Annotated in this window: 19 protein-coding genes; 10 read left to right on the top strand and 9 right to left on the bottom strand. The window is 61.0% G+C overall.

Going from position 1 to position 20,992, the window contains the following annotated elements:
* The first annotated feature begins 28 nt into the window (after positions 1 to 28).
* On the top strand, positions 29 to 901 hold the full coding sequence (locus ACO08A_RS04170; RefSeq protein WP_422039965.1) for an alpha/beta hydrolase: 873 nt from the start codon (positions 29 to 31) through the stop codon (positions 899 to 901).
* Between the two features lie 56 nt (positions 902 to 957).
* Here the strand turns inward: ACO08A_RS04170 and ACO08A_RS04165 are convergent, their stop codons facing one another.
* Both ACO08A_RS04165 and ACO08A_RS04160 read right to left on the bottom strand, forming a co-directional pair.
* Positions 958 to 2,142: a porin gene (locus ACO08A_RS04165; RefSeq protein WP_422039964.1), complete on the bottom strand. Its 1,185-nt coding sequence runs from the start codon at positions 2,140 to 2,142 to the stop codon at positions 958 to 960.
* A 139-nt stretch (positions 2,143 to 2,281) separates the two neighbouring features.
* Complete coding sequence (locus ACO08A_RS04160; protein WP_422039963.1) at positions 2,282 to 2,710, bottom strand: nucleoside deaminase; 429 nt, start codon at positions 2,708 to 2,710, stop codon at positions 2,282 to 2,284.
* Positions 2,711 to 2,926: 216 nt separating this feature from the next.
* Between ACO08A_RS04160 and ACO08A_RS04155 the strand changes: the two genes are divergently transcribed.
* A complete protein-coding gene (locus tag ACO08A_RS04155) occupies positions 2,927 to 4,276 on the top strand; it encodes a pseudouridine synthase (RefSeq protein ID WP_422039962.1) in 1,350 nt (449 codons plus the stop codon).
* Entirely contained in the window at positions 4,273 to 4,833 is a 561-nt protein-coding gene (rsmD, locus tag ACO08A_RS04150) for a 16S rRNA (guanine(966)-N(2))-methyltransferase RsmD (RefSeq protein WP_422039961.1), read from the top strand. The genes ACO08A_RS04155 and rsmD overlap by 4 nt, the downstream gene beginning before the upstream one ends.
* Positions 4,834 to 4,849: 16 nt before the next feature.
* Here the strand turns inward: rsmD and ACO08A_RS04145 are convergent, their stop codons facing one another.
* The 6 genes from ACO08A_RS04145 to purD form a co-directional block, all read right to left on the bottom strand.
* Positions 4,850 to 5,707, bottom strand: coding sequence for an MBL fold metallo-hydrolase (locus ACO08A_RS04145; protein ID WP_422039960.1), 858 nt, complete (start codon positions 5,705 to 5,707; stop codon positions 4,850 to 4,852).
* A 220-nt stretch (positions 5,708 to 5,927) separates the two neighbouring features.
* Entirely contained in the window at positions 5,928 to 6,266 is a 339-nt protein-coding gene (locus tag ACO08A_RS04140; protein WP_422039959.1) for a hypothetical protein, read from the bottom strand.
* Positions 6,267 to 6,379: 113 nt separating this feature from the next.
* Positions 6,380 to 7,243 carry a patatin-like phospholipase family protein gene (locus ACO08A_RS04135; protein WP_422039958.1) on the bottom strand — a complete coding sequence of 288 codons (864 nt, stop codon included), beginning with the start codon at positions 7,241 to 7,243 and terminating at the stop codon, positions 6,380 to 6,382.
* A gap of 122 nt (positions 7,244 to 7,365) precedes the next feature.
* Entirely contained in the window at positions 7,366 to 10,554 is a 3,189-nt protein-coding gene (locus tag ACO08A_RS04130; RefSeq protein WP_422039957.1) for a putative bifunctional diguanylate cyclase/phosphodiesterase, read from the bottom strand.
* Positions 10,555 to 10,821: 267 nt separating this feature from the next.
* Positions 10,822 to 11,727: an alpha/beta fold hydrolase gene (locus ACO08A_RS04125; RefSeq protein ID WP_422039956.1), complete on the bottom strand. Its 906-nt coding sequence runs from the start codon at positions 11,725 to 11,727 to the stop codon at positions 10,822 to 10,824.
* A gap of 100 nt (positions 11,728 to 11,827) precedes the next feature.
* On the bottom strand, positions 11,828 to 13,111 hold the full coding sequence (purD, locus tag ACO08A_RS04120) for a phosphoribosylamine--glycine ligase (protein WP_422039955.1): 1,284 nt from the start codon (positions 13,109 to 13,111) through the stop codon (positions 11,828 to 11,830).
* A 210-nt stretch (positions 13,112 to 13,321) separates the two neighbouring features.
* On the opposite strand from purD, the gene ubiA reads away from it, so the two are divergent.
* A complete protein-coding gene (gene ubiA, locus ACO08A_RS04115; protein WP_422039954.1) occupies positions 13,322 to 14,269 on the top strand; it encodes a 4-hydroxybenzoate octaprenyltransferase in 948 nt (315 codons plus the stop codon).
* A gap of 314 nt (positions 14,270 to 14,583) precedes the next feature.
* Here the strand turns inward: ubiA and ACO08A_RS04110 are convergent, their stop codons facing one another.
* Complete coding sequence (locus tag ACO08A_RS04110; protein ID WP_422039953.1) at positions 14,584 to 15,174, bottom strand: DUF6101 family protein; 591 nt, start codon at positions 15,172 to 15,174, stop codon at positions 14,584 to 14,586.
* A 309-nt stretch (positions 15,175 to 15,483) separates the two neighbouring features.
* Between ACO08A_RS04110 and ACO08A_RS04105 the strand changes: the two genes are divergently transcribed.
* From ACO08A_RS04105 to lpxK, 6 genes are read left to right on the top strand one after another with little or no spacing between them, the layout of a single operon-like run.
* A complete protein-coding gene (locus ACO08A_RS04105; protein WP_422039952.1) occupies positions 15,484 to 16,827 on the top strand; it encodes a TldD/PmbA family protein in 1,344 nt (447 codons plus the stop codon).
* Complete coding sequence (locus ACO08A_RS04100) at positions 16,814 to 17,629, top strand: 3'(2'),5'-bisphosphate nucleotidase CysQ (protein WP_422039951.1); 816 nt, start codon at positions 16,814 to 16,816, stop codon at positions 17,627 to 17,629. The genes ACO08A_RS04105 and ACO08A_RS04100 overlap by 14 nt, the downstream gene beginning before the upstream one ends.
* Before the next feature lie 35 nt (positions 17,630 to 17,664).
* Positions 17,665 to 17,904, top strand: a complete 240-nt coding sequence (locus ACO08A_RS04095; RefSeq protein ID WP_422039950.1) for a DUF4170 domain-containing protein — start codon at positions 17,665 to 17,667, stop codon at positions 17,902 to 17,904.
* Positions 17,905 to 17,931: 27 nt separating this feature from the next.
* Positions 17,932 to 18,630 carry a lysophospholipid acyltransferase family protein gene (locus ACO08A_RS04090; protein WP_422039949.1) on the top strand — a complete coding sequence of 233 codons (699 nt, stop codon included), beginning with the start codon at positions 17,932 to 17,934 and terminating at the stop codon, positions 18,628 to 18,630.
* Positions 18,623 to 19,942 (top strand): 3-deoxy-D-manno-octulosonic acid transferase, encoded by a 1,320-nt coding sequence (locus ACO08A_RS04085; RefSeq protein WP_422039948.1) that lies wholly within the window; start codon positions 18,623 to 18,625, stop codon positions 19,940 to 19,942. The genes ACO08A_RS04090 and ACO08A_RS04085 overlap by 8 nt, the downstream gene beginning before the upstream one ends.
* Entirely contained in the window at positions 19,926 to 20,948 is a 1,023-nt protein-coding gene (gene lpxK / locus ACO08A_RS04080; RefSeq protein WP_422039947.1) for a tetraacyldisaccharide 4'-kinase, read from the top strand. The genes ACO08A_RS04085 and lpxK overlap by 17 nt, the downstream gene beginning before the upstream one ends.
* The last annotated feature ends 44 nt before the right edge of the window (positions 20,949 to 20,992 follow it).

The following is a 20,992-nucleotide window of genomic DNA, read 5'->3' as shown; positions in this document are numbered from 1 at the left end:
ATCATCGAGTGCAACAAGGAGCATGACGATGGCCGAGGCCGAAACAGGCAGCACCGGCGAAGTAGGGGAAAAGACGGCAGGCGTGCGGGCGAAACTCCGCGGCGGTCTGGTCAAGCTGCTGATTGCCGCCGCCATCGCTTATTCAATGGCGGCCGGTTACATGTACCTGAACCAGCGCAGCTTCATTTTTGTCCCGAGCGGAGAGCTTCTGACGCCGGAAGACAAGGGACTGCAGAATGTTTCGGTCGAGCTTGTTGAAATGGCGGACGGAACAAGAACCACCGTCTGGACGGCAGAGCCGGCGGAAGAAGGCCTGCCGACGGTGGTCTATTTCCACGGTAACTCGAGCAACCTCTCGGGACGCTGGCAGCGCTTCAAGATGATCCTGGACAGCGGATACGGCCTTTATGCGCCGACTTATCGCGGCTATGCGGGCAGCGAGGGAAGCCCGTCCGAAATCGCGATTATTTCCGATGCGCTGGAGCATTTCGACCGGGCAGCCGCTGCAGGAACGCCGATCATCGTTCACGGCGAAAGCCTGGGATCAGGTGTTGCAACCGCAGTCGCCGCCGAGCGGCCCGAAGCGGGTTTGCTGGTCCTGGAAGCGCCTTATACGGCGCTCGTGGACATGGCCGCAGCCAGCTATCCCTGGCTCCCTGTCGGCTTCCTGATGAAGGACCAGATGAAGACACGCGAGCGGATCGGCAAGGTCGAGGCACCGGCGCTGATCATTCACGGCACCGAGGACGCCATCATTCCGGTCGAGCACGGCGAACAGGTATTCCAGTATGCATCCGAACCGAAGGAACTGCTGATCTTTGAAGGCGCGGGCCACGGAGACTTGTGGAAGCGCGGGCTTTGGGACAGCGTCCAGGACAAGTGGACCGGCGAGCAGCCTTGAAACAAAAAAACTCCGGGCCGTCGGCCTGGAGTTTTTCTTTTGATTCTGCCTGACGATCAGAACGAGCGCTGCATCCGGAAGGCTCCATACACCTGATAGGTGTCGTCGAACCCGGAAGCGGCATCGAAATCGAGATCACGATACTGGATCTCCGGCCCCATGATGAAACCGGGCACCGGTTCCCAAACGAGGTTGCTGGTGACGCTCCATTGCGTGAAATCGTAAGCACTGGTTGCCGCGTCGACATTGTGGTAGCCGCCCTCGACATTGAGTTCGAGCGAGCTTGTCAGATCGAGGCTGACGCCGCCGAACACGTTCCATGTCCGGGTTGTTTCTGTGCTGTTTCCGTCCCAGACGGCGTCGGTTATCAGGCCATTCCAGCCGGTCGATCCGTAGGCACTGGCCCCGTCCGTATAGACGCCCTGCAAGGCGATGCTGCCGCCTTGCGCAAGCCCGCCGAAATTGATCTCGACGCCGGCACCGACCGCAAAACCGAGTTCGTCCTCCGAGCTTCCGGTTTGCCCGTTGAACGCGGCATTCGGATAAACCTGATGCAGCGCGCCCATGACCTGTGCTTCGCCCCATCCCTGGCTGACGCCGAGAACACCGATCAGGTCGGGCATCCGGGTACCGCCGTAGCCAAGCGTGGTGCCATTCAGCCCGATACTAGCCTGACGGTCGGAGCGGTCTTCGACCGCAACCGTGGCATTGAAACCGTTACCGAATGCATAGGTATAGGCGATCTGGTTCAGAGACTGATCCGAATAGCTCTCGATCTGGGCGTTGTAGGCATAGCCCGTGAAAAAGTCGAAATTCGAATTCGTCAGACCGGCCGTGAGACCGCCCCACTGGATATAGGCATTGTCGATGGAATATCCCGCCCGGTCATTCGTCTGCTGCATGTAGAGTTCGATGAACCCGCGCAGCGTTCCGAAGCTGGTCTGCGTTCGTGCATCCAGATAGAGGTAGCCGCGTGACCGCCACTGGTAGCCGTCGCTGTCCCGCTCGCCCCAGTCGTTTTCCGCCTCGCCGAAGTTCCTCACCCGGAATTCCGTGCGCAGCCGGCCGCGCACCCTCAGGCACGTTTCGGTTCCCGGAATATAGTAGAACCTGGCACCGTAGGCGTCGCAGATGCGAACGTAGTCTACCGGTTCCGGTGCGATCGGAAGATCAGCGGCAACTGCAGGCGCGGCTGCGCCGGCGAGCCCCGCGAGCATTCCTAGAGCGATAATACGGGTCATTGCACTCTCCGGGTGGCAAGAGGTGAGACCGCAACTATGGGCGATCTGTGTGACAGGAGGCCAACGGAAAGTCGGCCTCGACTGCCCTTCGCGCACGTTCCTGCATCCATTGTTGCTATTGCGCAACGCAAGACGGCCCTTACCGTTTGGAAGAAAAGAAGGTTTTAAGTATTTCTGCCGAGGCCGTCTCGCCGATCCCCGCGTAGATTTCCGGCTGGTGGTGACACGTGGACTGGGAAAAGAATCGCGTGCCGTGTTCAACCGCACCGCCTTTTTCGTCGCCCGCCCCGTAGTAGAGCCGTCTGATCCGTGCAAAGGAAATTGCGCCGGCGCACATTGAACACGGTTCGAGCGTCACATAAAGATCGCAACCGGTGAGGCGTTGCGAGCTCAGCAGGGCGCAAGCCTTCCGGATGACCAGGATTTCCGCATGTGCGGTCGGATCATTGAGTTCCAGCGTCCGGTTGCCGTCCCTCGCCAGAACCTCCTCGTTCCTGACGACCACCGCACCGACGGGCACCTCTCCCCGGGCGGCCGCGGCTTCCGCCTCCTCCAGTGCCATGCTCATGAAGGACCTTCTGCCCGTGTTCATGTGATTTGCCCTTGTTGGGGTCTCGGCGGCACCGCAAAATGCTGACGCCGTACCATGCCGGCGGACAGGTTGCTCCGGTTTCCGCAAACATGCCTGTTTCGCATGTGTCATGCGCAAGGAAAAGAGCCGGGTTGCGAAAATAGCGGCCTGGAGGTGATTTCAGAAACGGTCAAGCTCTGCTATGAGGCGCCCATGACAACAAGAAAACCAACACGCGGACGCCCCCAGCCGGCAAAAGGCTCCGGACGCCGGAACGCAGCGCCTGACAAGAAGCGCGCGACATCCACCAAGCCCAAGAGGCGGGTGGACGCAGCCCCGATGCCCTCTCATGCCGCCGACGCGGAACGGGGAGACCGGATTGCCAAGGTGATGGCCCGCGCCGGCCTGTGCTCCCGGCGGGAAGCGGAAAAGTGGATCGAGGCCGGACGCGTTCAGCTGAACGGTGTCGTGCTTGCGACACCCGCCGTCACCGTTTCTGAAAACGACAAGGTGCTGGTGGACGGCGAGCCATTGCCCATGCACGAACGGACCCGCCTCTGGCTGTATCACAAGCCGAAGGGACTGGTGACGACCAACAAGGACCCGGAGGGGCGCCCCACGGTGTTCGACCGGTTGCCGAAGGATCTGCCGCGCGTGCTCACGGTCGGCCGGCTCGACATCAACACCGAAGGTCTGCTGCTCCTGACCAATGACGGCGGTCTGGCGCGGGTTCTCGAGCTGCCGTCGACCGGGTGGCTGCGGCGGTATCGCGTGCGTGCATTCGGCAAGGTCACGCAAACCGATCTGGATGCCCTGAATGACGGAATCGCCATTGACGGCGTTCTTTACGGCGCAATCGAAGCGACGCTGGACAAGGAGCAGGGTGGCAATATCTGGCTGACCGTCGGCTTGCGCGAGGGCAAGAACCGGGAAGTCAAGCGGGTGCTCGAGCACCTTGGCCTGGCCGTCAACCGCCTCATCCGCCTCTCCTATGGACCGTTTCAGCTGATGGACCTTGCCGATGGTGATGTCCGGGAAATTCGCGGCAGGATCCTGCGCGACCAACTCGGCGAGACATTGGCGCAAGAGGCGGGTGCGGATTTCGACGCTCCGATTTTCCACCAGCCGAAACAGGAGGCCCCAGCGAAGTCCTCCGGAAAGTCACGCGGTGCCGGAGGCAGGTCTCAGGGCAAGCCCGGCGCTGGACGTGCGCAGACGCAGGGCAAGTGGCTCACGGCGCGCGAGGGAAAATCGGAAACCGACAAGCGCAAGGCATCAAGAACATCGGAAAGACCGTCGGATCCGGGCCAGAAGCGGCCCAAACGCGGCAATGCCGGGCCGCGCCAGGAAAAGGTGTCGCCGCGTTCGCGCTTTCGCATGACGTCCGAGCCGCGGCCGCGCAAGGAGTTCGCCGAGGAACGGTCCGCTCCCCAGCGGCGTATCTGGAGCGAGGACGGTCTGGTGGAAGACAAGCAACAGCAAAAGAGATCGGAAAAGCCCGGACGTGACCGCCGCGGACCGGCGGGGGGCGACGACCGGCCCAAGGGGGGCAGGCGCTCTTGAGAATTGTTGCCGGGCGGTTCAGGGGCAAGTCGCTCGCCTCGCCGAAGTCGCACGGAACCAGACCGACGAGTGACCGGCTCAGAGAGACGATCTTCAACATTCTCGCGCACGGGCTGGCCTTCGATGTCGAGGGCGCGCGTGTCCTTGATCTGTTTGCCGGAACAGGTGCGCTCGGATTTGAGGCCGTCAGCCGTGGAGCGCGCCATTGCACCTTCATCGAGGAAGGCGCCGAGGCCCGTGGTGTGATCCGCACGAACATGGAAAACCTGGGTCTGAATGGCGTTGCCAAGATCTTCCGGCGCGATGCGACGCGACTTGGCGCGGCCGGGACGATCGAACCGTTCAGCCTGGTCTTTGCCGACCCGCCTTACGGCAAGGGGTTGGGAGAACGGGCGCTTGCATCAGCTGCAAAGGGCGGCTGGCTGGCACCCGGTGCAGTCTGCGTCCTTGAGGAAAGCGCCGCCGCGGCACTCGAACTGCCGCCCATGTTTTCGGAAACGGACCGGCGTCAGGCGGGGGACAGCCAGGTCATCTTCCTAACATTTCGGGAAGCCTGAAGGCACGTTCTGCCGATCAGGCGCCGCCGGGCATCATGATATAGACCGTCGTCCGCGATGGAAGCGTCGCCTTGCTGATCACGAGTTTGGGCAGGTCGGCCTGCACGATTTCGTAACCGGCTTCGGCGGCCCGGCCTGTGAACGCCGGCAGGGCGCCCGCGAAATGAAAGTGCATCGGGATGATCATTGCCGGGCCGATGCCCTTAAGGACATCCATCAGGCTGTCGAGGCGCAGTGTCGAGGAATTGTCGATCGCGGCAAACACGACGTCGATCTGGCCGAGGCGCAGGTAATCCTCTTTCGTCAGTCTGTGATGCAGATGTCCGAGATGGGCAATGCACAGATCGGCAATCTCGAAAATGAAGATCGAGTTACCCAGGCGCCGTGTCTCGCCGTCCCAGCTGCGGATATTCGTCTGGATATTCCTGATCCGTACGTCTCCGACCGTCAGGTCGTGATCCATAGGACCGCCTTCCGGATTCCAGCCGTAGAGCAGGTGCTCGATTTCCGGGTCCGGTGAAAGCGAATAGTGCGTGGAATGCGCGCCGTTCATCGTGGCGACCGTCGGCGGCAGGAACGGGCGGTGAATGTCGTTGTAGTCGGTGGCGATGCGAATACTGCCGGGGGTCTCCAGCTCGAAGGTGGAATGACCGATATACCTGATCTGCACCTCGCCGGCCTGCAGCGCGGCCTGCCAGACCCGGACCTCATCGGCGCCGGGGGCGAGAAAGGGGGCATTTGCCACGAGTTGGCAGATAGCCATGGCAGGCGACGCGAACGTTGCGGCCACAAGGCCCAGCAGCAGCATTGCGGTCCGGCGCGCGCTTCGGAGGCGGCGACGTGTCTGGTTTGAAGCTTCGGTGCCTTTATTCATGTGCTCGTCCCTGATTTCAGCCGGGCTGACTAAAAGACTAGCGGTCGGTTTGGCCGAGGCAAGCACGAAAATTGGTCACGTCTGCATATCGTTGACGTCATTGGGGATTTGCAAACGCGTTGGCGGAAGAAAAAGGCAACCGGCCAGCGCGTCGAAATTCGCGGAGGCGGTTGCCGCAGGTGGGGGCGGGAGGGAGGAAGAACCAGCCCCGAATGAAATCTCAAACCACGTGAAGACTGACCGGCGCTTTTCCGCCCCGCTGACGGATGTCCGCCTCTGCTTCACCAGTTACGTTCGCCTGCGCCTGCACATGAATGAGTTCACCGGCGTGTCCGGCTTCCATCATCAGGGACGAACGGCTGCAAAGTCTTGCCATCGACAGTCCGAGCCGGCGCAAATGCGAGCGTCTGTAGCAATAAACCGCGAGGGCCGCCCTCTGTCGTTCGGGAAGCTCAATTCCAACATCCGTGACAACGTTCAGTGTCGCTTCAAGAAGCTGTTTCAGCAAATCCTCTGGAACCGGACAATTCTCCAGATCCGCAGACCCCGATTTGTGCATTGTCTTACCTCTGGTTTTTAAGAATAATATTCCCCAGTGGCATTAAAAAAAAATTAATTTCCGGATTTTTTACAGGAAAAATCAATTGGATGGTGAAATTTACTTAGGCGTTTTCAAGTAACTATCATAGGTTGTTTTGTCAGTGCTGATAGTTGTTCTCTTGTTGATGCTCTCAAGGCTTCGGCTCTTTCAAGAATTTGCTCTGCCTTCAGGAAATCGAGGACGCGGACCGTGTCATGGGGAGGGCGCACCAGGATATCCGGTTGTTCCAGCTTGAGTTTTTGCGACGTGATCGTCTGCATCAGGATCTGCGATGAACCGAACAGGGCATCCAGCATGTTGATGTCCGACCTGTTCGATCGCGGCACCGGTGCGCCGACGACATCCACCGCAACGACAATGTCGCAATCGGAGCGCATGCCTTCGAAGGGCAGGGGATTCACGACACCGCCGTCGATCAGGAAGCGGTCTGCATGCTGCACCGGCCGGAAAATCGCGGGGATCGCTATTGATGCCGCAATCGCTGGCAGCAGGGGCCCCTCTTCAAAGTCGCGTTCTTCACAACCGAAGAAGTCCGTCGCAAGCACACGAAGCGGAATGTGCAGATCTTCGAAGCTCTTCGGCAGGTGCTCGGCAATGAAGACGTCGAGCACCCGTTCCGGATCGAGCTGTACCGGACGGGCCCGGAACATGTCGGCAATTCGCTTCGGCCGCAATTGCCAGACTTTCGACAGAACGGTGTTCCGGTCGGCGAAAAGCTCCAGAACAATCCGGCGGATCTCCTCTCCGCTGTAGCCGCTCGCATAGGCGGCACCGAGAATTGCGCCGATCGAGGTTCCGGCAATCCGCGTGGGCTTCAGACCCAGATCGTCGAACGCTTCAAGAACAGGGATATGCGCCAGCCCGCGGGCACCGCCGCCACCCAGGGCAAGTCCGATCCGGGGAGGCGTCGTGGAAGTCGCCGTGTGCGCGGTCATTGTGTGCGCCGTCCTTTCATCGCTCATCTGCCCTGACATGGGAGTGCGGGCGTCATTTTCCAAGGCTGGCGGTCTCGCTTACGTGGCGGGCAGATCGTTCACGACATGGAAGATAACGCGCGTCAGATGACGAAATAAAGATCGTCGGATGCCTCTGCCATCCACTCGGTCATCTGGTCAAGCGGCATCGGTTCGGCGATCAGATATCCCTGGATGGAGAAGTCACCCATCATGCGCAGACGGTGGTACTGCGCCTCGGTCTCGACACCTTCGCACACGACGGCGACGTTCAGGGATCTTGCCAGATGGACGAGCTGGTTGACGACCGCTTCCTTGCGCGGGTCATCGATCATCTGGGCGGTGAAGGAGCGATCGATCTTCAGTCCGTTGATCGGCAGGTCGGCGACGTGGGTCAGCGACGCATAACCCGTGCCGAAGTCATCCAGCTCGATATGAACACCAAGCTCGAACAACTCCCGGAGCGCCGTCAGGTGACCGGAACGGGTGTCGTTCAGGAAAACGGACTCCAGAACTTCTGCGGTAATGCGCTCTGCACCGATCTCGTATTTGGCCATTGCGGCCTTGAAATGCTCCACCAGAAGCCCCGAGGCGAGGTGAGAGGGAGAGACGTTCACCGAGATGCGGCCGAAATCGAGCCCGCTGACCAGCCAGTGTTTGGCCGCGGCAAAGGCCCTGTCGATGATGATTTCGCCGAGAACCGGGGCGAGGCTGGTTTTCTCGACGACCGGCAGAAACTCCGCCGGTGGAAGGATGCCGCGCTCGGGATGGTCCCAGCGTATCAGCGCTTCGATGCCGGTGATGTTCTGGGACCGCAAATTGACCTGCGGCTGAAAGACCATGAAGAACTGGTTGTCCTTGACCGCATTTTGCAGCTCGCGCTCGATCCTTGCCTCGGTCTCGCTTTCCGTCTTCATGCTGGACTTGAAGAACGTGAACCGGTCCTTGCCGCTTTCCTTGGACTGGTAGAGCGCCAGGTCGGCGTTGAATAGAAGGTCCTCGAACGACGAACCGTCCTGAGGACACAGTGCGATCCCCATGCTGACCGTCGGCCAGAACCGGTTGCCGTTGAATTCCATCGGCAGGCGCATGAGCCGCCGGGCGCGTTCGAACAGTTCATTGGGGTCGGCGCCGGGACTGTCCGCGATGATGACGAACTCGTCGCCGCCCCAGCGATAGGGCGTGCCGAGCCCGCGCGACACCTCACGCAGCCTGCGGCCGGTTTCCTCCAGGCAGTAGTCGCCTGCAAGGTGGCCGAGCGTATCGTTCACGCGCTTGAAATTGTCCATGTCGACATGAACCAGAAATGCCGGCTTGTCGGCCCGTTCGAAGCGCAGTTTCGCATCGCGCTGGCAACCGGCCCTGTTGGAGAGCTTGGTCAGCGGATCGAAATAGGCCAGCCGCTCTGCACGCACCCTTGCCTCGCGGGTCTCGGTCTCCCGCATGACCCTTTCCGTGACATCGTTCGCGATGATGACAAAGAGGTCCTCGTCCTTGTCCTTCAGCAGCTGTATGCGCAGTTCGACCGGATATTCGGATCCGTCCTTGCGCCGGTGAACGGTTTCCGCTGCGATGCCCTCGAGGTCTCCGGTCAGGAGCGGCCTGACCTGATGCCTTATGGCATCTTCGTTGTAGATCGAGTTGACATCCCAAAGATGCATGGACTGAAGACTGTCCGGGAGGTAGCCGAGATTGTTCAGGGCGCACCTGTTGGCATATCGGAACCGGAACGTCGCCGCATCAAGGATGAAGATCTCGTTGAGAGACGATTCCAGGATATTGGCGAGCAGAAGGTTCCGCTGCTCGGCCTCGGTGCGCTCGGTGACGTCGTGCACGGTCCCGACAACTTTCGCGGCTTTCCCGTCCGGACCGGGCTCGACATAACCGCGAATGTGAAGGGCACGCGGTTTGCCCGCATCCGGGATCAGCGAGTGCTCGAAATCGAATTCTCCGCAGGTCTCGACCGCGTTTTGAACCATGAGCTTTGCCGCCCGGCGCTCGTGCTCGGGGATCTGTGCGTAAACCTTGTCTATGATCTGGTGCGAGGGCAACTTGCTGTCGACATGCATGATCCGGAAATATTCTTCCGTTGCACTGACTTCGTTCGTCGCAAGATCCCGTTCCCAGCTGCCGACCGTGGCGATGCGCTGGGCTTCCAGAAGCTTGGACGTGTTGCTCTCCAGTTGGTCGGTATAGTCGCGAACTTCCGCTTCGAGGCGATGCCGCGTGACCTGGACCGAAGACTGCAGGCCGGTCAACAAGCGCTGGATCACCGCCCACGTAATCAGCGACAAGCCCACGCCGATCAGCACAGAAACGAGGACACCCCGGAGAAATGCCCACATGTTATCCGTGACGTCCTTGATGACGCGCAAGTTGATGTCGTTGCCGCCCCTGGACAGGGCGAGAGGCAGGTCGCGCACCATGTAGACCCGGCCATCCTGGACATAGAACGGCTCAATGCCTGTGCCCCGGCCGGGGTTGGAAAAGACCTCCAGATCAAATCCGCCGGGCACAAAGCTTCCCAGAACCCTGTGGATCGTCCGGTCGGCGCCGCTCGCGTTCCGGCCCGGCAACCGGCTTGTCTTCACGATCTGGGCATCGATGGCCGTGCTGGCAAGTGCAAGAGAGCGCTCGATGTCAGTCGACAGCTTCAGGTAGCCGAGCAATTGCCCGTCGGACAGCCAGGGCCGCAGGACACCGACGACGAAGCGCTTGTCCGGACCCAGTTCGACCCCGTCGTAATATCCGGCAGCGATTTCAACCGGACCGATCCTGTGGCCGTCTGCCGGTCCAAGCACGACCGGCTTTGCCTCCGGCGGATAGACCGGCGTCATGTCAGGTCTGAAGATCGAAAGTTCCACTATATCGCGTCGATGAGCCTTGGAAGCGAAGAGTGCTGCCGCCAGGCGTCTCACCTTGCGCTCGTCCTTGGCGCGAATGGCATCCTGAAGGTCCGTGCCGTTGCCAAGGATCCTGAAGATCTCCGCAAGTGTATCGCCTCCGAGTTCTTTCTGCTGCATCACCAGCCGTTCGGCCGTATTCACAATCGCTTCCTGCGGCTCGCGCAGGTTCCGGAACTCCGACGAGATGTTCTGGGCGATGAGGATGCACACGATCAGTCCCAGGAAGGACAGGAACACCATCCGGATCGGTTTTTCGAAATTCAGGTCGTCTTTCGGAGAAAGCCGCGCAACGATGCGGTCAAGGAAGGTGTCGGGCTGGGGCCGGCGGGAGGCGCTGTCCCGCAGGTTCTTCTGTTTGATCGACTTCTGTCTGCCCAGACCCAGCACAAATACCCCCGGCAGCCGCAGCTGCAAATACACGGGCGAAACCGTCTGCAAGGTGTGTTTGGATGTCCTTCATGGCACTCACTGCAAACCTTCGTCGCCGTAAGTTTTAATATGATAGATTAGTTAAATTGTCTTGAATGGAATTCTTAAATACAATTAAGAAGTTCATTGATTTTCTTGGTAAATTCAACTTTTAAAAGAATTTTCCAAGTTAAGAACTTCTGGTATCTCGGTAGTTCGACTGAGGTGTATCCGCCCGGAAGTCAATCAGCCGCCGAAATAGCTCAGCAACGCGTCCGCGGTCTCGTCCGGGGCTTCTTCGGGCAGAAAATGCCCGCCGGGAAGAGCCATTCCCTGCGCATCCGGGCTCCAGCGGCGCCAGACCGCCAGTGGATCGTCGACGCTTGAGGCAATGCCCTTGCTGCCCCAAAGGGCCAGCACTCCGGCTGAAATGGTCTTCTCAGAGTCCCGGTCGGCCTTGTCATGATCGTAGTCGATCGTGGCGCCGGCGCGGTAATCCTCGCAGCTCGCGCATATCCGGTCAGGCCGGCAGAACCAGTCTCTCGTGTGTTCCAGTGCGCCGTCGGAAAAACAGTCGAGGGTTTTCTCCGCAGTCCAGCTGGCGAGCGTATGCTCGAGGAAACGGACGGGCGCGGCCGAAATCATCTTTTCCGGAAACGGAAACGGCTGGGCAAGGAACATCCAGTGATAGATCTTGAGGCCGAATCCGCGGTCCATGAGGTCCCAGTAATCCGATGTCGGCAGGATATCGAGCACCGCCAGTTTCTTGACCGAACCGGGAAAGTCGAGCGCAAGCCTGTAGCCGACACGTGCCCCGCGGTCATGGCCCGCCAGAAAGAATGTCTCGTGGCCGAGGAGGCGCAACATTTCGGTGAGCGCCTCCGCCCAGGCGCGTTTGGAATAGGTTGCGTGACCGGATGTCCTCGGCGGGATCGAGGAGCGACCATATCCGGGAAGGTCGGGCATGACCAAAGTGAAGCGGCTCGCCAGACGTGGTGCAATCTTGTGCCAGATGACATGGGACTGGGGGTAGCCGTGAAGGAGCAGAAGGGGCGGCCCCGATCCCCCGATGCGGCAAAAAAAGTCCGTGCTCATCGCGCGAACGATCCTGGTGTCGAAATCCGGAAACAGGTCCGGCAGTTCCCTCGTCAAAAGCAAGCCTCCGATGCACAGGGCGTGACAGTCCGGCGATGGCATCGCTGCGCCGCAAGGCCGGTGCAGCAGACGCCTTGCGCTGTATGACCGTCAGATCTCAGTCTTCGTTTTGCGCTTCACGCGCAATCGCGCGCCATCCGATGTCGCTTCGGCAGAAGCCGTCCGGCCAGTCTATCTTGCCGATCGCATCATAGGCATGTTCTTTCGCGTCCGCGACCGTGTTGCCGAGCGCCGTCACGTTCAGAACCCGCCCACCGTTTGCGAGCAGGCGTCCGTCCGTGCGTGTCGTCCCGGCGTGAAAGACCTGCAGAACATCCGATCCCATCTGCTCAAGCCCGCGGATCTCCGTGCCTTTCTTGTAGGAACCCGGATATCCGTTCGCGGCCATGACGACGCTGAGGGCTGCCTGGTCGTGCCATTCCGCACGTGCGGTTCCCAGACGCCCCTCGACACTGTCAACAAGAAGCTCCAGAAGGTCGCTTTTCAGGCGCATGACCAGGACCTGGCATTCCGGATCGCCGAAACGTGTATTGTATTCAATCAGTTTGGGGCCGTCGCTCGTGATCATGAGACCGGCGTAAAGCACGCCCTTGAAGGGTGTGCCGCGCGCCGCCAGCGTGCTGATCGTCGGCGAGATGATGTCCGCCATCACCCGGTCGATCAGGGCTTGCGTCATGACGGGAGCCGGGGAGTAGGCCCCCATGCCGCCCGTGTTGGGACCCTCGTCGCCGTCATGGGCGCGCTTGTGGTCCTGGGCGGTGGCAAGCGCAAGGGCATTGCTTCCGTCGGACAGGACGAAGAAGCTCGCTTCTTCCCCGTCGAGAAATTCCTCGATGACGACTTCCGCGCCCGCGTCACCGAACGAGCCGTCGAAGCACGCTTTCACGGCGTCTTCGGCTTCGGCAAGGGACATGGCCACCACGACGCCTTTGCCGGCGGCAAGACCGTCCGCCTTCACGACGATCGGGGCGCCTTCCCTTTGCAGATACGCGAGCGCGTCTTCCCGGCTGGTGAAGCGCCCGTAGGCGGCTGTCGGGATCGCGGCCTCGTCGCAGACGCCTTTCGTGAATGCCTTGGACCCCTCCAGTTGCGCGGCGGCTTGTGTCGGTCCGAAGGCCTTGATCCCCGCGGCATCCAGGTCGTCGACAAGGCCTGCGACGAGCGGGGCCTCGGGTCCGACCACGACGAGGTCGACCGCGTTTGACTTGCAGAATGTTATGACCGCCTGGTGATCGGCGACATCGATCTGCGCGATCTCCGCCAGATCGGCAATTCCGGCATTGCCGGGAGCGGCAAAGAGCTTTGTCAGTTTCGGGGACTTGGCGAGTGCCCATGCCAAAGCGTGTTCACGGCCACCGGAGCCGATAAGCAGGAGTTTCATGTCAAGCGGATCTCTTCAAACGGTCCATCTTGCCGACCGGGCTTGACCTGAGTCGACCATGCGAGATCGCGGTCTATCACGGAGCATCGCCTGTCGCAAACACGTCCGGTGCGGCGGCCGGGACCGGGCCACAATGAAGGCTGTGACCATTTGCAAGATGTAATCCGTCGTCAAATTCGGTAGAACGGGCAAATTCGAAAAGGGCAGCTCATGTTTTTCTCCACCAGGGACACCGGACCGGTTGCGGACGCGGTAAAGCGGCACTGGGTCGACACGAAACTGCCGGCAGGACTGCGGCCTTACGCCCGGCTCGCCCGTTGGGAGCGGCCCATAGGCTGGTGGCTGCTGCTCTGGCCGTGCTGGTGGTCGGCGGCGCTTGCGGCCGTTGCCGCGGGGAACGCCTTGCCGAACCTATGGCATCTTGTCCTCTTTTTCGTCGGCGCGGTTGCCATGCGCGGAGCCGGCTGCACCTACAACGACATCGTCGATGTCGATATCGATTCGAAAGTGGAGCGGACGCGCTCACGCCCGATACCGGCCGGGCAGGTGACCAAGTCGCAGGCCAGGATCTTCCTCGTCGTGCAGGCCTTGCTGGGCTTCCTCGTGCTCATCCAGTTCAACACCTTCTCGATTGCGCTCGGGATCGCCTCGCTCGTGCCCGTTGCCATCTACCCATTCATGAAGCGCGTCACGGACTGGCCGCAGCTGTTCCTGGGGTTTGCGTTTTCCTGGGGGGCGTTGATGGGATGGGCTGCCGAATTCGGATCGTTGGCTCTGACGCCGGTGTTGCTTTATTTCGGCGGTATCTGCTGGACGATCGGCTACGACACCATCTATGCGCACCAGGACAAGGAAGACGATGCGCTGGTGGGGGTCCGGTCGACCGCGCGGCTTTTCGGATCCCATACCAAGGCGGCACTCATCGTGCTCTATGCGCTTGCAACCGTTCTCTTCGGTCTTGCCGCCGCGTTCGCCGACGCGGGACCGGCCGCATTTGCCGGGATCCTCGCGGGTGCGGTCCATCTGCTCTGGCAGGTCGTCGTCCTTGATATCGACGACGGCGACCAGTGCCTGAAGCTGTTCCGTTCCAACAGCACCTTTGGGTGGATCGTTTTCGCGGGCTTTGTCGCCGATGCATTGATCGGTGCAACGCTGTAGAGCTTTTTCCGACCAATTTGGATCATTTGACCGAGGCCCTTTTTCGCGCTGGCGAGGCGGTTCGCCCGCTGTGGTGTTTCCCACCACAAGGGTGGACCAACGATGCCAGAGCGTAAAAGGGCCCGGCCAATCTTGCCGCTTGTCGCTTGAATGCGTTCCACAACGGGTGAGGATATCCAGCCCATCGGCTACGTTGTGCCACTTGCACGATGCACCGCATCGCGCTTCGTGACCCGCCTACCCGAGTGAACCGGATATCCTCATCAAATGAACCAAATTGGCCGGAAAAAGCTCTAGAATTCAGTCAGTTGCGGTCAGGAGCGTGCGATGATTTCGCGTTCATGTGCGAAATTCGCTGCGCGCGCGTCTTTTCTGCCCGTGGACCGCTTGTTCAGGAAGCGGGGCCGGCGTCCGGTCAGCAGACGCAATTTGCGGCGTGGCGCAGGCCGGTCAGAGGACGTGGCGCTGTAGGCGTCAATCGGTTTGACATCGCCGCCGAGGTCGCAGACCAGCATCGGCAGGTTCAAGGTGTGTGCCCAACGGCTCCACAGGATCGCGAGTTCGTCGGAATTCTCGGTTTCCGCGAGCGTGATCGACAACGCGCTGTCGGGATGTTTCAGGATGAGCGCCGTGACGACGCTGCCGGCCATCTGGCCTGGAACGATGCGGACCATGACGCCGTCGAAGCCGGTGACCGGCACAACCACGTTAACGGGCACACCGGCGACGCGTCGCTTGTAGATGACCCGGGTCTGATCGAGAAAGATTTCGGCGGGAAGAGAAGGTGTGCCGGGACGGGATTCGAGTCTTTGCGTGAATTGGACCGGCAGGCAACCGGGGTGCAGTTGTGTTTCTGCATTGCTCCCGGCTGCCGCTGGCACCTGTTGTTCTGTTTGACGTCTCAAATGACTCTCCGTCGGACCTTTTGGTCTCTTGATGGAATGAAAGCTACTTGAGAAACGTCGTGAACCGCTTAAGAGATAGAGTTAAAAAACTGTGATTTCAAAAAGGGTTACCGGAATGTAAGCGACCCGGAAACCATCTGTTCATGCCTGTGTCGGAATTGGGCCGAAGCCGAAATTCCAAAGACGCTTCAATATGCTTGCGACGTCCCTATGTAATCCATTGACCCCAAATTGTTGCGGAGCCACGGCACTGGGCGTAAACAACAGCCGAAGCGGGGCCAATGGAACAGACACATCAAGGCGGAATGAATGTCGGAAATGATTGATCAGAGCGACCTGCAGTCGCGCGCGGTACGTCTCGTCGAAGCGGCACGCAAGGCCGGTGCGGATTCCTGCGATGCGGTTGCCGTCACGGGCGTGTCCCTCTCCGTCGATGTCCGGGAAGGCAAGGTCGAAGAGACGGAGCGTGCGGAAGGCGACGATGTCACCCTGCGCGTGTTCGTCGGCAGGAAAACCGCCGCCGTTTCGGCAAATCAGCTGGATGATCCCGATACGCTGGCCGAACGCGCGGTCGCCATGGCGCGTGTCGCACCGGAAGATCCTTATGCGGGCCTCGCCGATGACGGCCTTCTTGTCAGGCAGCTGCCGGAGCTGGAACTTCTCGACAGCAAGGAAATGACCGCGGACGATCTCGCCGGGATCGCACTCGAGGCCGAGGCCGCGGGACTGGCGGTTCCGGGTGTCAGCAAATCCGGCGGCGCGGGAGCCTCCTGGCGCCTGGCCGGGGTCGTGCTGGCCACGAGTCACGGTTTCGAGGGCGCTTACATGACCTCGCGCCATGGCATGTCGATGACCGCGGTGGCCGGCGACGGGACCGGAATGGAGCGCGACTACGACTTCGACAGCAGAACCTTTTTCGAGGATCTTGACAGTCCGGCGGACATCGGACGCAGAGCCGGGGAACGCGCCGTGCGCCGCCTAAACCCGCAGAAGCTCTCGACGCGGACAGCCAACGTCATTTATGAATCGCGCGCCGCGCGCAGTATTCTCGGCCACCTGACCGGGGCCATCAATGGTGCCTCGATCGCGCGAAAGACCAGTTTCCTGAAAGACCGGATGGGTGAAGCGGTGTTTGCACCGGGCATTCGGGTGGTGGACGATCCGTTCAAGCGCCGGGGAGCAGCAACGCGCCCCTTCGACGGCGAGGGGACGGCTGCCTCGGTGCTCAACATGATCGACGATGGTGTGCTGCAGCACTGGTTTCTGGACGGTGCTTCGGCGCGCGAACTGGGCCTTGCACCCAATGGGCGCGCACAACGGAGCGGCAGCGGAACGTCGCCCGGCGCCACGAACGTGACCCTGATGCCTGGTGACAAGTCCATGGAAGAGCTGATGGCGGACGCCGGAAGCGGCCTGCTGGTGTCCGATCTCATCGGTCATGGTGTCAATGGTGTCACCGGCGACTATTCGCGCGGCGCAGCCGGTTTCTGGTTCGAGAACGGAGAGATCATCGAACCAGTCAGCGAAATCACGATTGCCGGCAATCTCAACGACATGTTTAAGCGCCTGGTTCCGGGCAGCGATCTCGACAATCGCTATTCGGCTGCCACGCCCTCGGTCATGATTGAAGGAATGGCGCTTGCCGGAAGCTGAACAGGAAATCCGAAAGCGCAGCTCGGAAGTAGATCTTGAACTGCTGGAAACGGCGGCACGCCAGGCCGGGGAACTTGCGCTCGGCTACTTCGGACAGGGTCTCGAAACCTGGTTCAAGGGAAACAACAGGTCACCCGTCTCCGAGGCGGATATTGCCGTCGACCGGTTCCTTGCAGACCGCCTTTTGACGGAGCGCCCGGATTACGGCTGGTTGTCTGAAGAGACCGCCGACGATCGGGCCAGGTTGACATGCGAGCGCGTGTTCATCGTCGACCCGATCGACGGAACGCGCGCCTTTCTTGCAGGCGGTGATGAGTGGACCGTGTCCGTTGCCGTCGTTGAAGGTGGCCGACCGGTCGCAGGCGCCGTGTTCTGTCCCATCCGGAAGGAGATGTTTACGGCGCGCGCCGGAGGTGGCGCGTTTCTGAACGGGAGCAGGATCACCGTCTCGGATCGGCTTGACGTGTCCGGCGCAACACTGACCGGCCCTCATTCGATTGTTGCGAACACGGATGTGCTGGGGGCTGGATTTCAGAAGACGGAGTTCTTCAGGTCCCTTGCATACCGTCTGGTGGTAATCGCCGCAGGGCGCGTTGACGTGGGAACGGCGCGCGGTGGTCCGAGTGACTGGGATCTCGCGGCCGCCGATCTCGTGGTTCAGGAAGCCGGAGGTGCGCTGACGGACGTGGACGGCAACGTTTTGACCTACAATCGTCCCCGGACGGGGCACCCGGCATTGATCGCGGCATCGACCGGGCTTATAGGACCAGTGCGTGCAGTTCTCGGGGACATTCTCCGTTAGCAGGCTGCGGCGTCACGAATTCAACGAGGATGCTCATGAGCGAGACAGACACCCCGAAACAGCTTTTGCACCTTGTCTTTGGCGGTGAGCTGGAAACGCCTGAAGGCCTGACGTTCCGGGATCTGGACGCGCTGGACATCGTCGGCATCTACCCGAACTACGCGGAAGCCTACACGGCCTGGAAAGCCAAGGCACAGGCAACGGTCGACAATGCCCACATGCGCTACTTCATCGTGCACATGCATCGTCTTCTGGATCCGGACACGGCGGAATAGCAACGAAGCAATCAGGCGACAAAAAACATGATCAAGCGCCTCGGCCGCCATCCCTGGGTACTGGCTAGTGTCGGCTCGTTAATGGCCGCATGGCTGAAACTGGTCTATCACACCAACCGGTTTGTGATAGAGCCTGAGGGCGTGCACGATGAAACCGAGAAACAGCTTCCGGTGATCGTTGCGATGTGGCACGGACAGCATTTCATGGTGCCTTTTGCGAAACCGCAGCACTGGCCTGCCAAGGTCATGATCTCCCGGTCGGCTGACGGGGAGGTGAATGCGATTGCCGCAAGCAAGTTCGGCCTCGGCTTGATCCGGGCGTCCGGGGGGCGGAACGCCCGCCAGATCAAGAAACGCGGCGGCATGCGGGGGTTCATCGAGGCCGTAAGATCCCTGAAGGACGGCTACAGCATCGCCATGACCGCCGATGTCCCGAAAGGGCCGTCGCGCAAGGCGGGCGAAGGCATTGTGCAGCTTGCCAAGCATTCCGGACGTCCGATCCTGCCGGTTGCCGTTGCGACGAGCCGCAGCATCGAACTCGATAGCTGGGACAAGGCCAGCATCAACCTGCCCTTCGGTCGCGGCAGCATCGCCGTGGGCGATCTGATCTGGGTGCCAGCGGAAACGGAGGACGACGCGCTCGAGGCCTTCCGCCTGGACGTCGAAAACGGCCTGAACGCTGCCACGCGGCGTGCCTACGAGCTGGTCGGCAGGTCGGATGGTTGAAAAACGCCCATTCCTGCTCAGTCTCTACAGGGCCGCTGCACAAGGCGTTTCACCACTGTTTCACGCGCTTTTTGCGCTTCGCAGCCGTTCTTCAAAGGAAATTCCGGCCCGCAAGGCGGAGCGTTTCGGAAGAGCCGGGCGCACGCGTCCGCAGGGAACGCTGATCTGGATCCACGCCGCAAGCGTCGGTGAAACCATGTCGGTTCTTCCGCTGATCGGTGCGCTGACGGGTGAAGGCCACAAGGTGCTGTTGACCACCGTCACCGTGACTGCATCGGAACTCGCGGACAAGAGACTGCCCGAAGGGGCATTTCACCAGTTCGTACCCTATGACGCCCCGGCGCCGATCAGACGGTTCGTCGATCATTGGTCGCCGGATCTGGCGATGGTCGTCGAATCGGAAATCTGGCCCTGCCTGTTTGACGAGATGAAAGGCCGTGACATTCCTTTCGTCCTGTTGAACGGAAGATTGTCTGACGGATCGCAGCGGAACTGGTCCCGCATCCCGGCGACGTCGCGCTATATCTTTGGATGCCTTGATGCCGTCCTGGCTCAGAGCAGGACGGATGCGGACCGGTTCACCTCCATGGGATGCGCGTCCGTGGACGTTCCCGGAAACCTGAAATTCGACGCCGCCGAACCCGCCGCGGACGCGAATGCCCTGGCGCTGCTGAAGTCCCAGACCGGCGGCCGTCCCGTTTGGCTCGCGGCGCTGACCCACCCGGGTGAAGACGAGATCGTGTTGGATGCCTTTGACCGGCTGCGCCGGGATTTTCCGGACCTCCTGCTGGTGCTCGTTCCGCGGCACCCGGCAAGGGCGTCCGCGATTTCCGGTGAGGCGGGTGAACGGGGACTGGCACTCGTCTCCCGCAGCTCTGCGGAACCGGTACTTGCCGAGACCGATGTTTTCCTGGGCGACACGCTGGGTGAAATGGGTCTGTTCTACCGGCTTGCGCCGGTAACGTTCCTGGGCGGTTCCTTTGTTGATGTCGGCGGACATAATCCGGTCGAGGCTGCGCTGGCGGGATCCGCATTGATCACGGGTCCGAGGGTTGCAAACGCACGCGGCGTGTACAAGGATTTCTGGAACAGGGGCGCGGCCGTCCGGGTCAGCGAGCCGGCAGACCTTGCTGCCAGCGTCGGTGCGCTCTTGAGCGACCCGGACAAGGTCAGCCAACAGGTTGGAACCGCCAGATCGCTTGTCGAGGAAGGACGCGGTGCGCTTGAAAAGACCCTGGAAGTGCTGAAGCGGGTCCTGGAGGGTGCGCGAAGCGGACGGCGTTCGGAGCCGGAAGATGAAAAGAGCACCTGACTTTTGGTGGCAGCGGACGTTGCCGCCGCTGGCCCATCTTCTGAAGCCGGCCGGCTGGGTCTACGGCCGTGTCTCGGGCCGCAGAATGCACCGGAAACCGCGGGCAAGAAGCCGGCTGCCGGTCATCTGTGTCGGCAATTTTGTCGTTGGCGGCACCGGCAAGACACCCTTTGCGATCGAGCTGGCGCGCCTGTTGCGGCAAGAAGGCCTCACGCCAGGATTTCTTCTCAGAGGATATGGCGGGCGCAACAAGGGGCCGCTTCTTGTCGACCCGCAAACGCATGACGCGGCAGATGTCGGCGATGAGGCACTGCTCCTTTCAGCGCATGCGCCGACCGTCATTTCGTCTGACAGACCGGCGGGTGCACGCCTCGCCGAGGAGCAGCCGATCGATGTTCTCATCATGGATGACGGCTTTCAGAACCCGTCTCTAGCCAAGGATCTGAATCTCGTCCTGGTTGACTGCAGCACCGGGTTCGGCAATGGCTTGTGCCTGCCCGCAGGCCCTCTGCGTGCACCCGCGCACCTGCAGATCGTGAAAGCCGATTGCCTGGTCCTCATCGGCGAGGGTGACGAAGCAGACGAGGCGGTCCACCTTGCCGGGCGCAAGGGTCTCCCGCTCCTGCATGCGCATGTGCAGCCACGGCCGAGCGACGCGCTGGAGGGCAAACGTCTGTTCGCCTTCGCCGGCATCGGGCGCCCGCGGAAATTCTTCAAGTCGCTGGAAGAGATGGGATATGCCGTTCACGAAACCAGGGAGTTTCCGGACCATCACCGCTATTCGGAAACCGACGCGCGCGCACTGTTGACAGAGGCGGAGAATGGCGGCTTGCAGCTGGTCACGACGCGCAAGGACATGATGCGTTTACTGTCCTCGGAAACGGAACTGTTCCGCTGGCTGGCCGCCAAGACGGAGGTTCTGGAGGTCGCGATGACGATTGATGATCCGGACCGCCTGATCGCGCTCGTCCGGGAAAGGCTCCGCGCGAAAGTCTTCGAGCGCTAGGGTACGGACTCATAAATGAAGTCAATTTGGTTTGGATCGTTTTG

Origin of the sequence: Roseibium sp., assembly GCF_965232425.1 — a bacterium.
In the GTDB taxonomy this organism is placed as follows: Bacteria; Pseudomonadota; Alphaproteobacteria; order Rhizobiales; family Stappiaceae; genus Roseibium.
The sequence above is the reverse complement of the archived record's forward strand: the minus strand, read 5'-3'. Positions and strand labels throughout refer to the sequence as shown.

Bases quoted from the DNA above. Each gene is read 5' to 3' on its own strand.
- ACO08A_RS04170 (WP_422039965.1), top strand. From the start codon at position 29: ATGGCCGAGGCCGAAACAGGCAGCACCGGCGAAGTAGGGGAAAAGACG.
- ACO08A_RS04165 (WP_422039964.1), bottom strand. From the start codon at position 2,142: ATGACCCGTATTATCGCTCTAGGAATGCTCGCGGGGCTCGCCGGCGCA.
- ACO08A_RS04160 (WP_422039963.1), bottom strand. From the start codon at position 2,710: ATGAGCATGGCACTGGAGGAGGCGGAAGCCGCGGCCGCCCGGGGAGAG.
- ACO08A_RS04155 (WP_422039962.1), top strand. From the start codon at position 2,927: ATGACAACAAGAAAACCAACACGCGGACGCCCCCAGCCGGCAAAAGGC.
- ACO08A_RS04145 (WP_422039960.1), bottom strand. From the start codon at position 5,707: ATGAATAAAGGCACCGAAGCTTCAAACCAGACACGTCGCCGCCTCCGA.
- ACO08A_RS04140 (WP_422039959.1), bottom strand. From the start codon at position 6,266: ATGCACAAATCGGGGTCTGCGGATCTGGAGAATTGTCCGGTTCCAGAG.
- ACO08A_RS04135 (WP_422039958.1), bottom strand. From the start codon at position 7,243: ATGACCGCGCACACGGCGACTTCCACGACGCCTCCCCGGATCGGACTT.
- purD (WP_422039955.1), bottom strand. From the start codon at position 13,111: ATGAAACTCCTGCTTATCGGCTCCGGTGGCCGTGAACACGCTTTGGCA.
- ubiA (WP_422039954.1), top strand. From the start codon at position 13,322: ATGTTTTTCTCCACCAGGGACACCGGACCGGTTGCGGACGCGGTAAAG.
- ACO08A_RS04105 (WP_422039952.1), top strand. From the start codon at position 15,484: ATGTCGGAAATGATTGATCAGAGCGACCTGCAGTCGCGCGCGGTACGT.
- ACO08A_RS04095 (WP_422039950.1), top strand. From the start codon at position 17,665: ATGAGCGAGACAGACACCCCGAAACAGCTTTTGCACCTTGTCTTTGGC.
- ACO08A_RS04090 (WP_422039949.1), top strand. From the start codon at position 17,932: ATGATCAAGCGCCTCGGCCGCCATCCCTGGGTACTGGCTAGTGTCGGC.
- ACO08A_RS04085 (WP_422039948.1), top strand. From the start codon at position 18,623: ATGGTTGAAAAACGCCCATTCCTGCTCAGTCTCTACAGGGCCGCTGCA.
- lpxK (WP_422039947.1), top strand. From the start codon at position 19,926: ATGAAAAGAGCACCTGACTTTTGGTGGCAGCGGACGTTGCCGCCGCTG.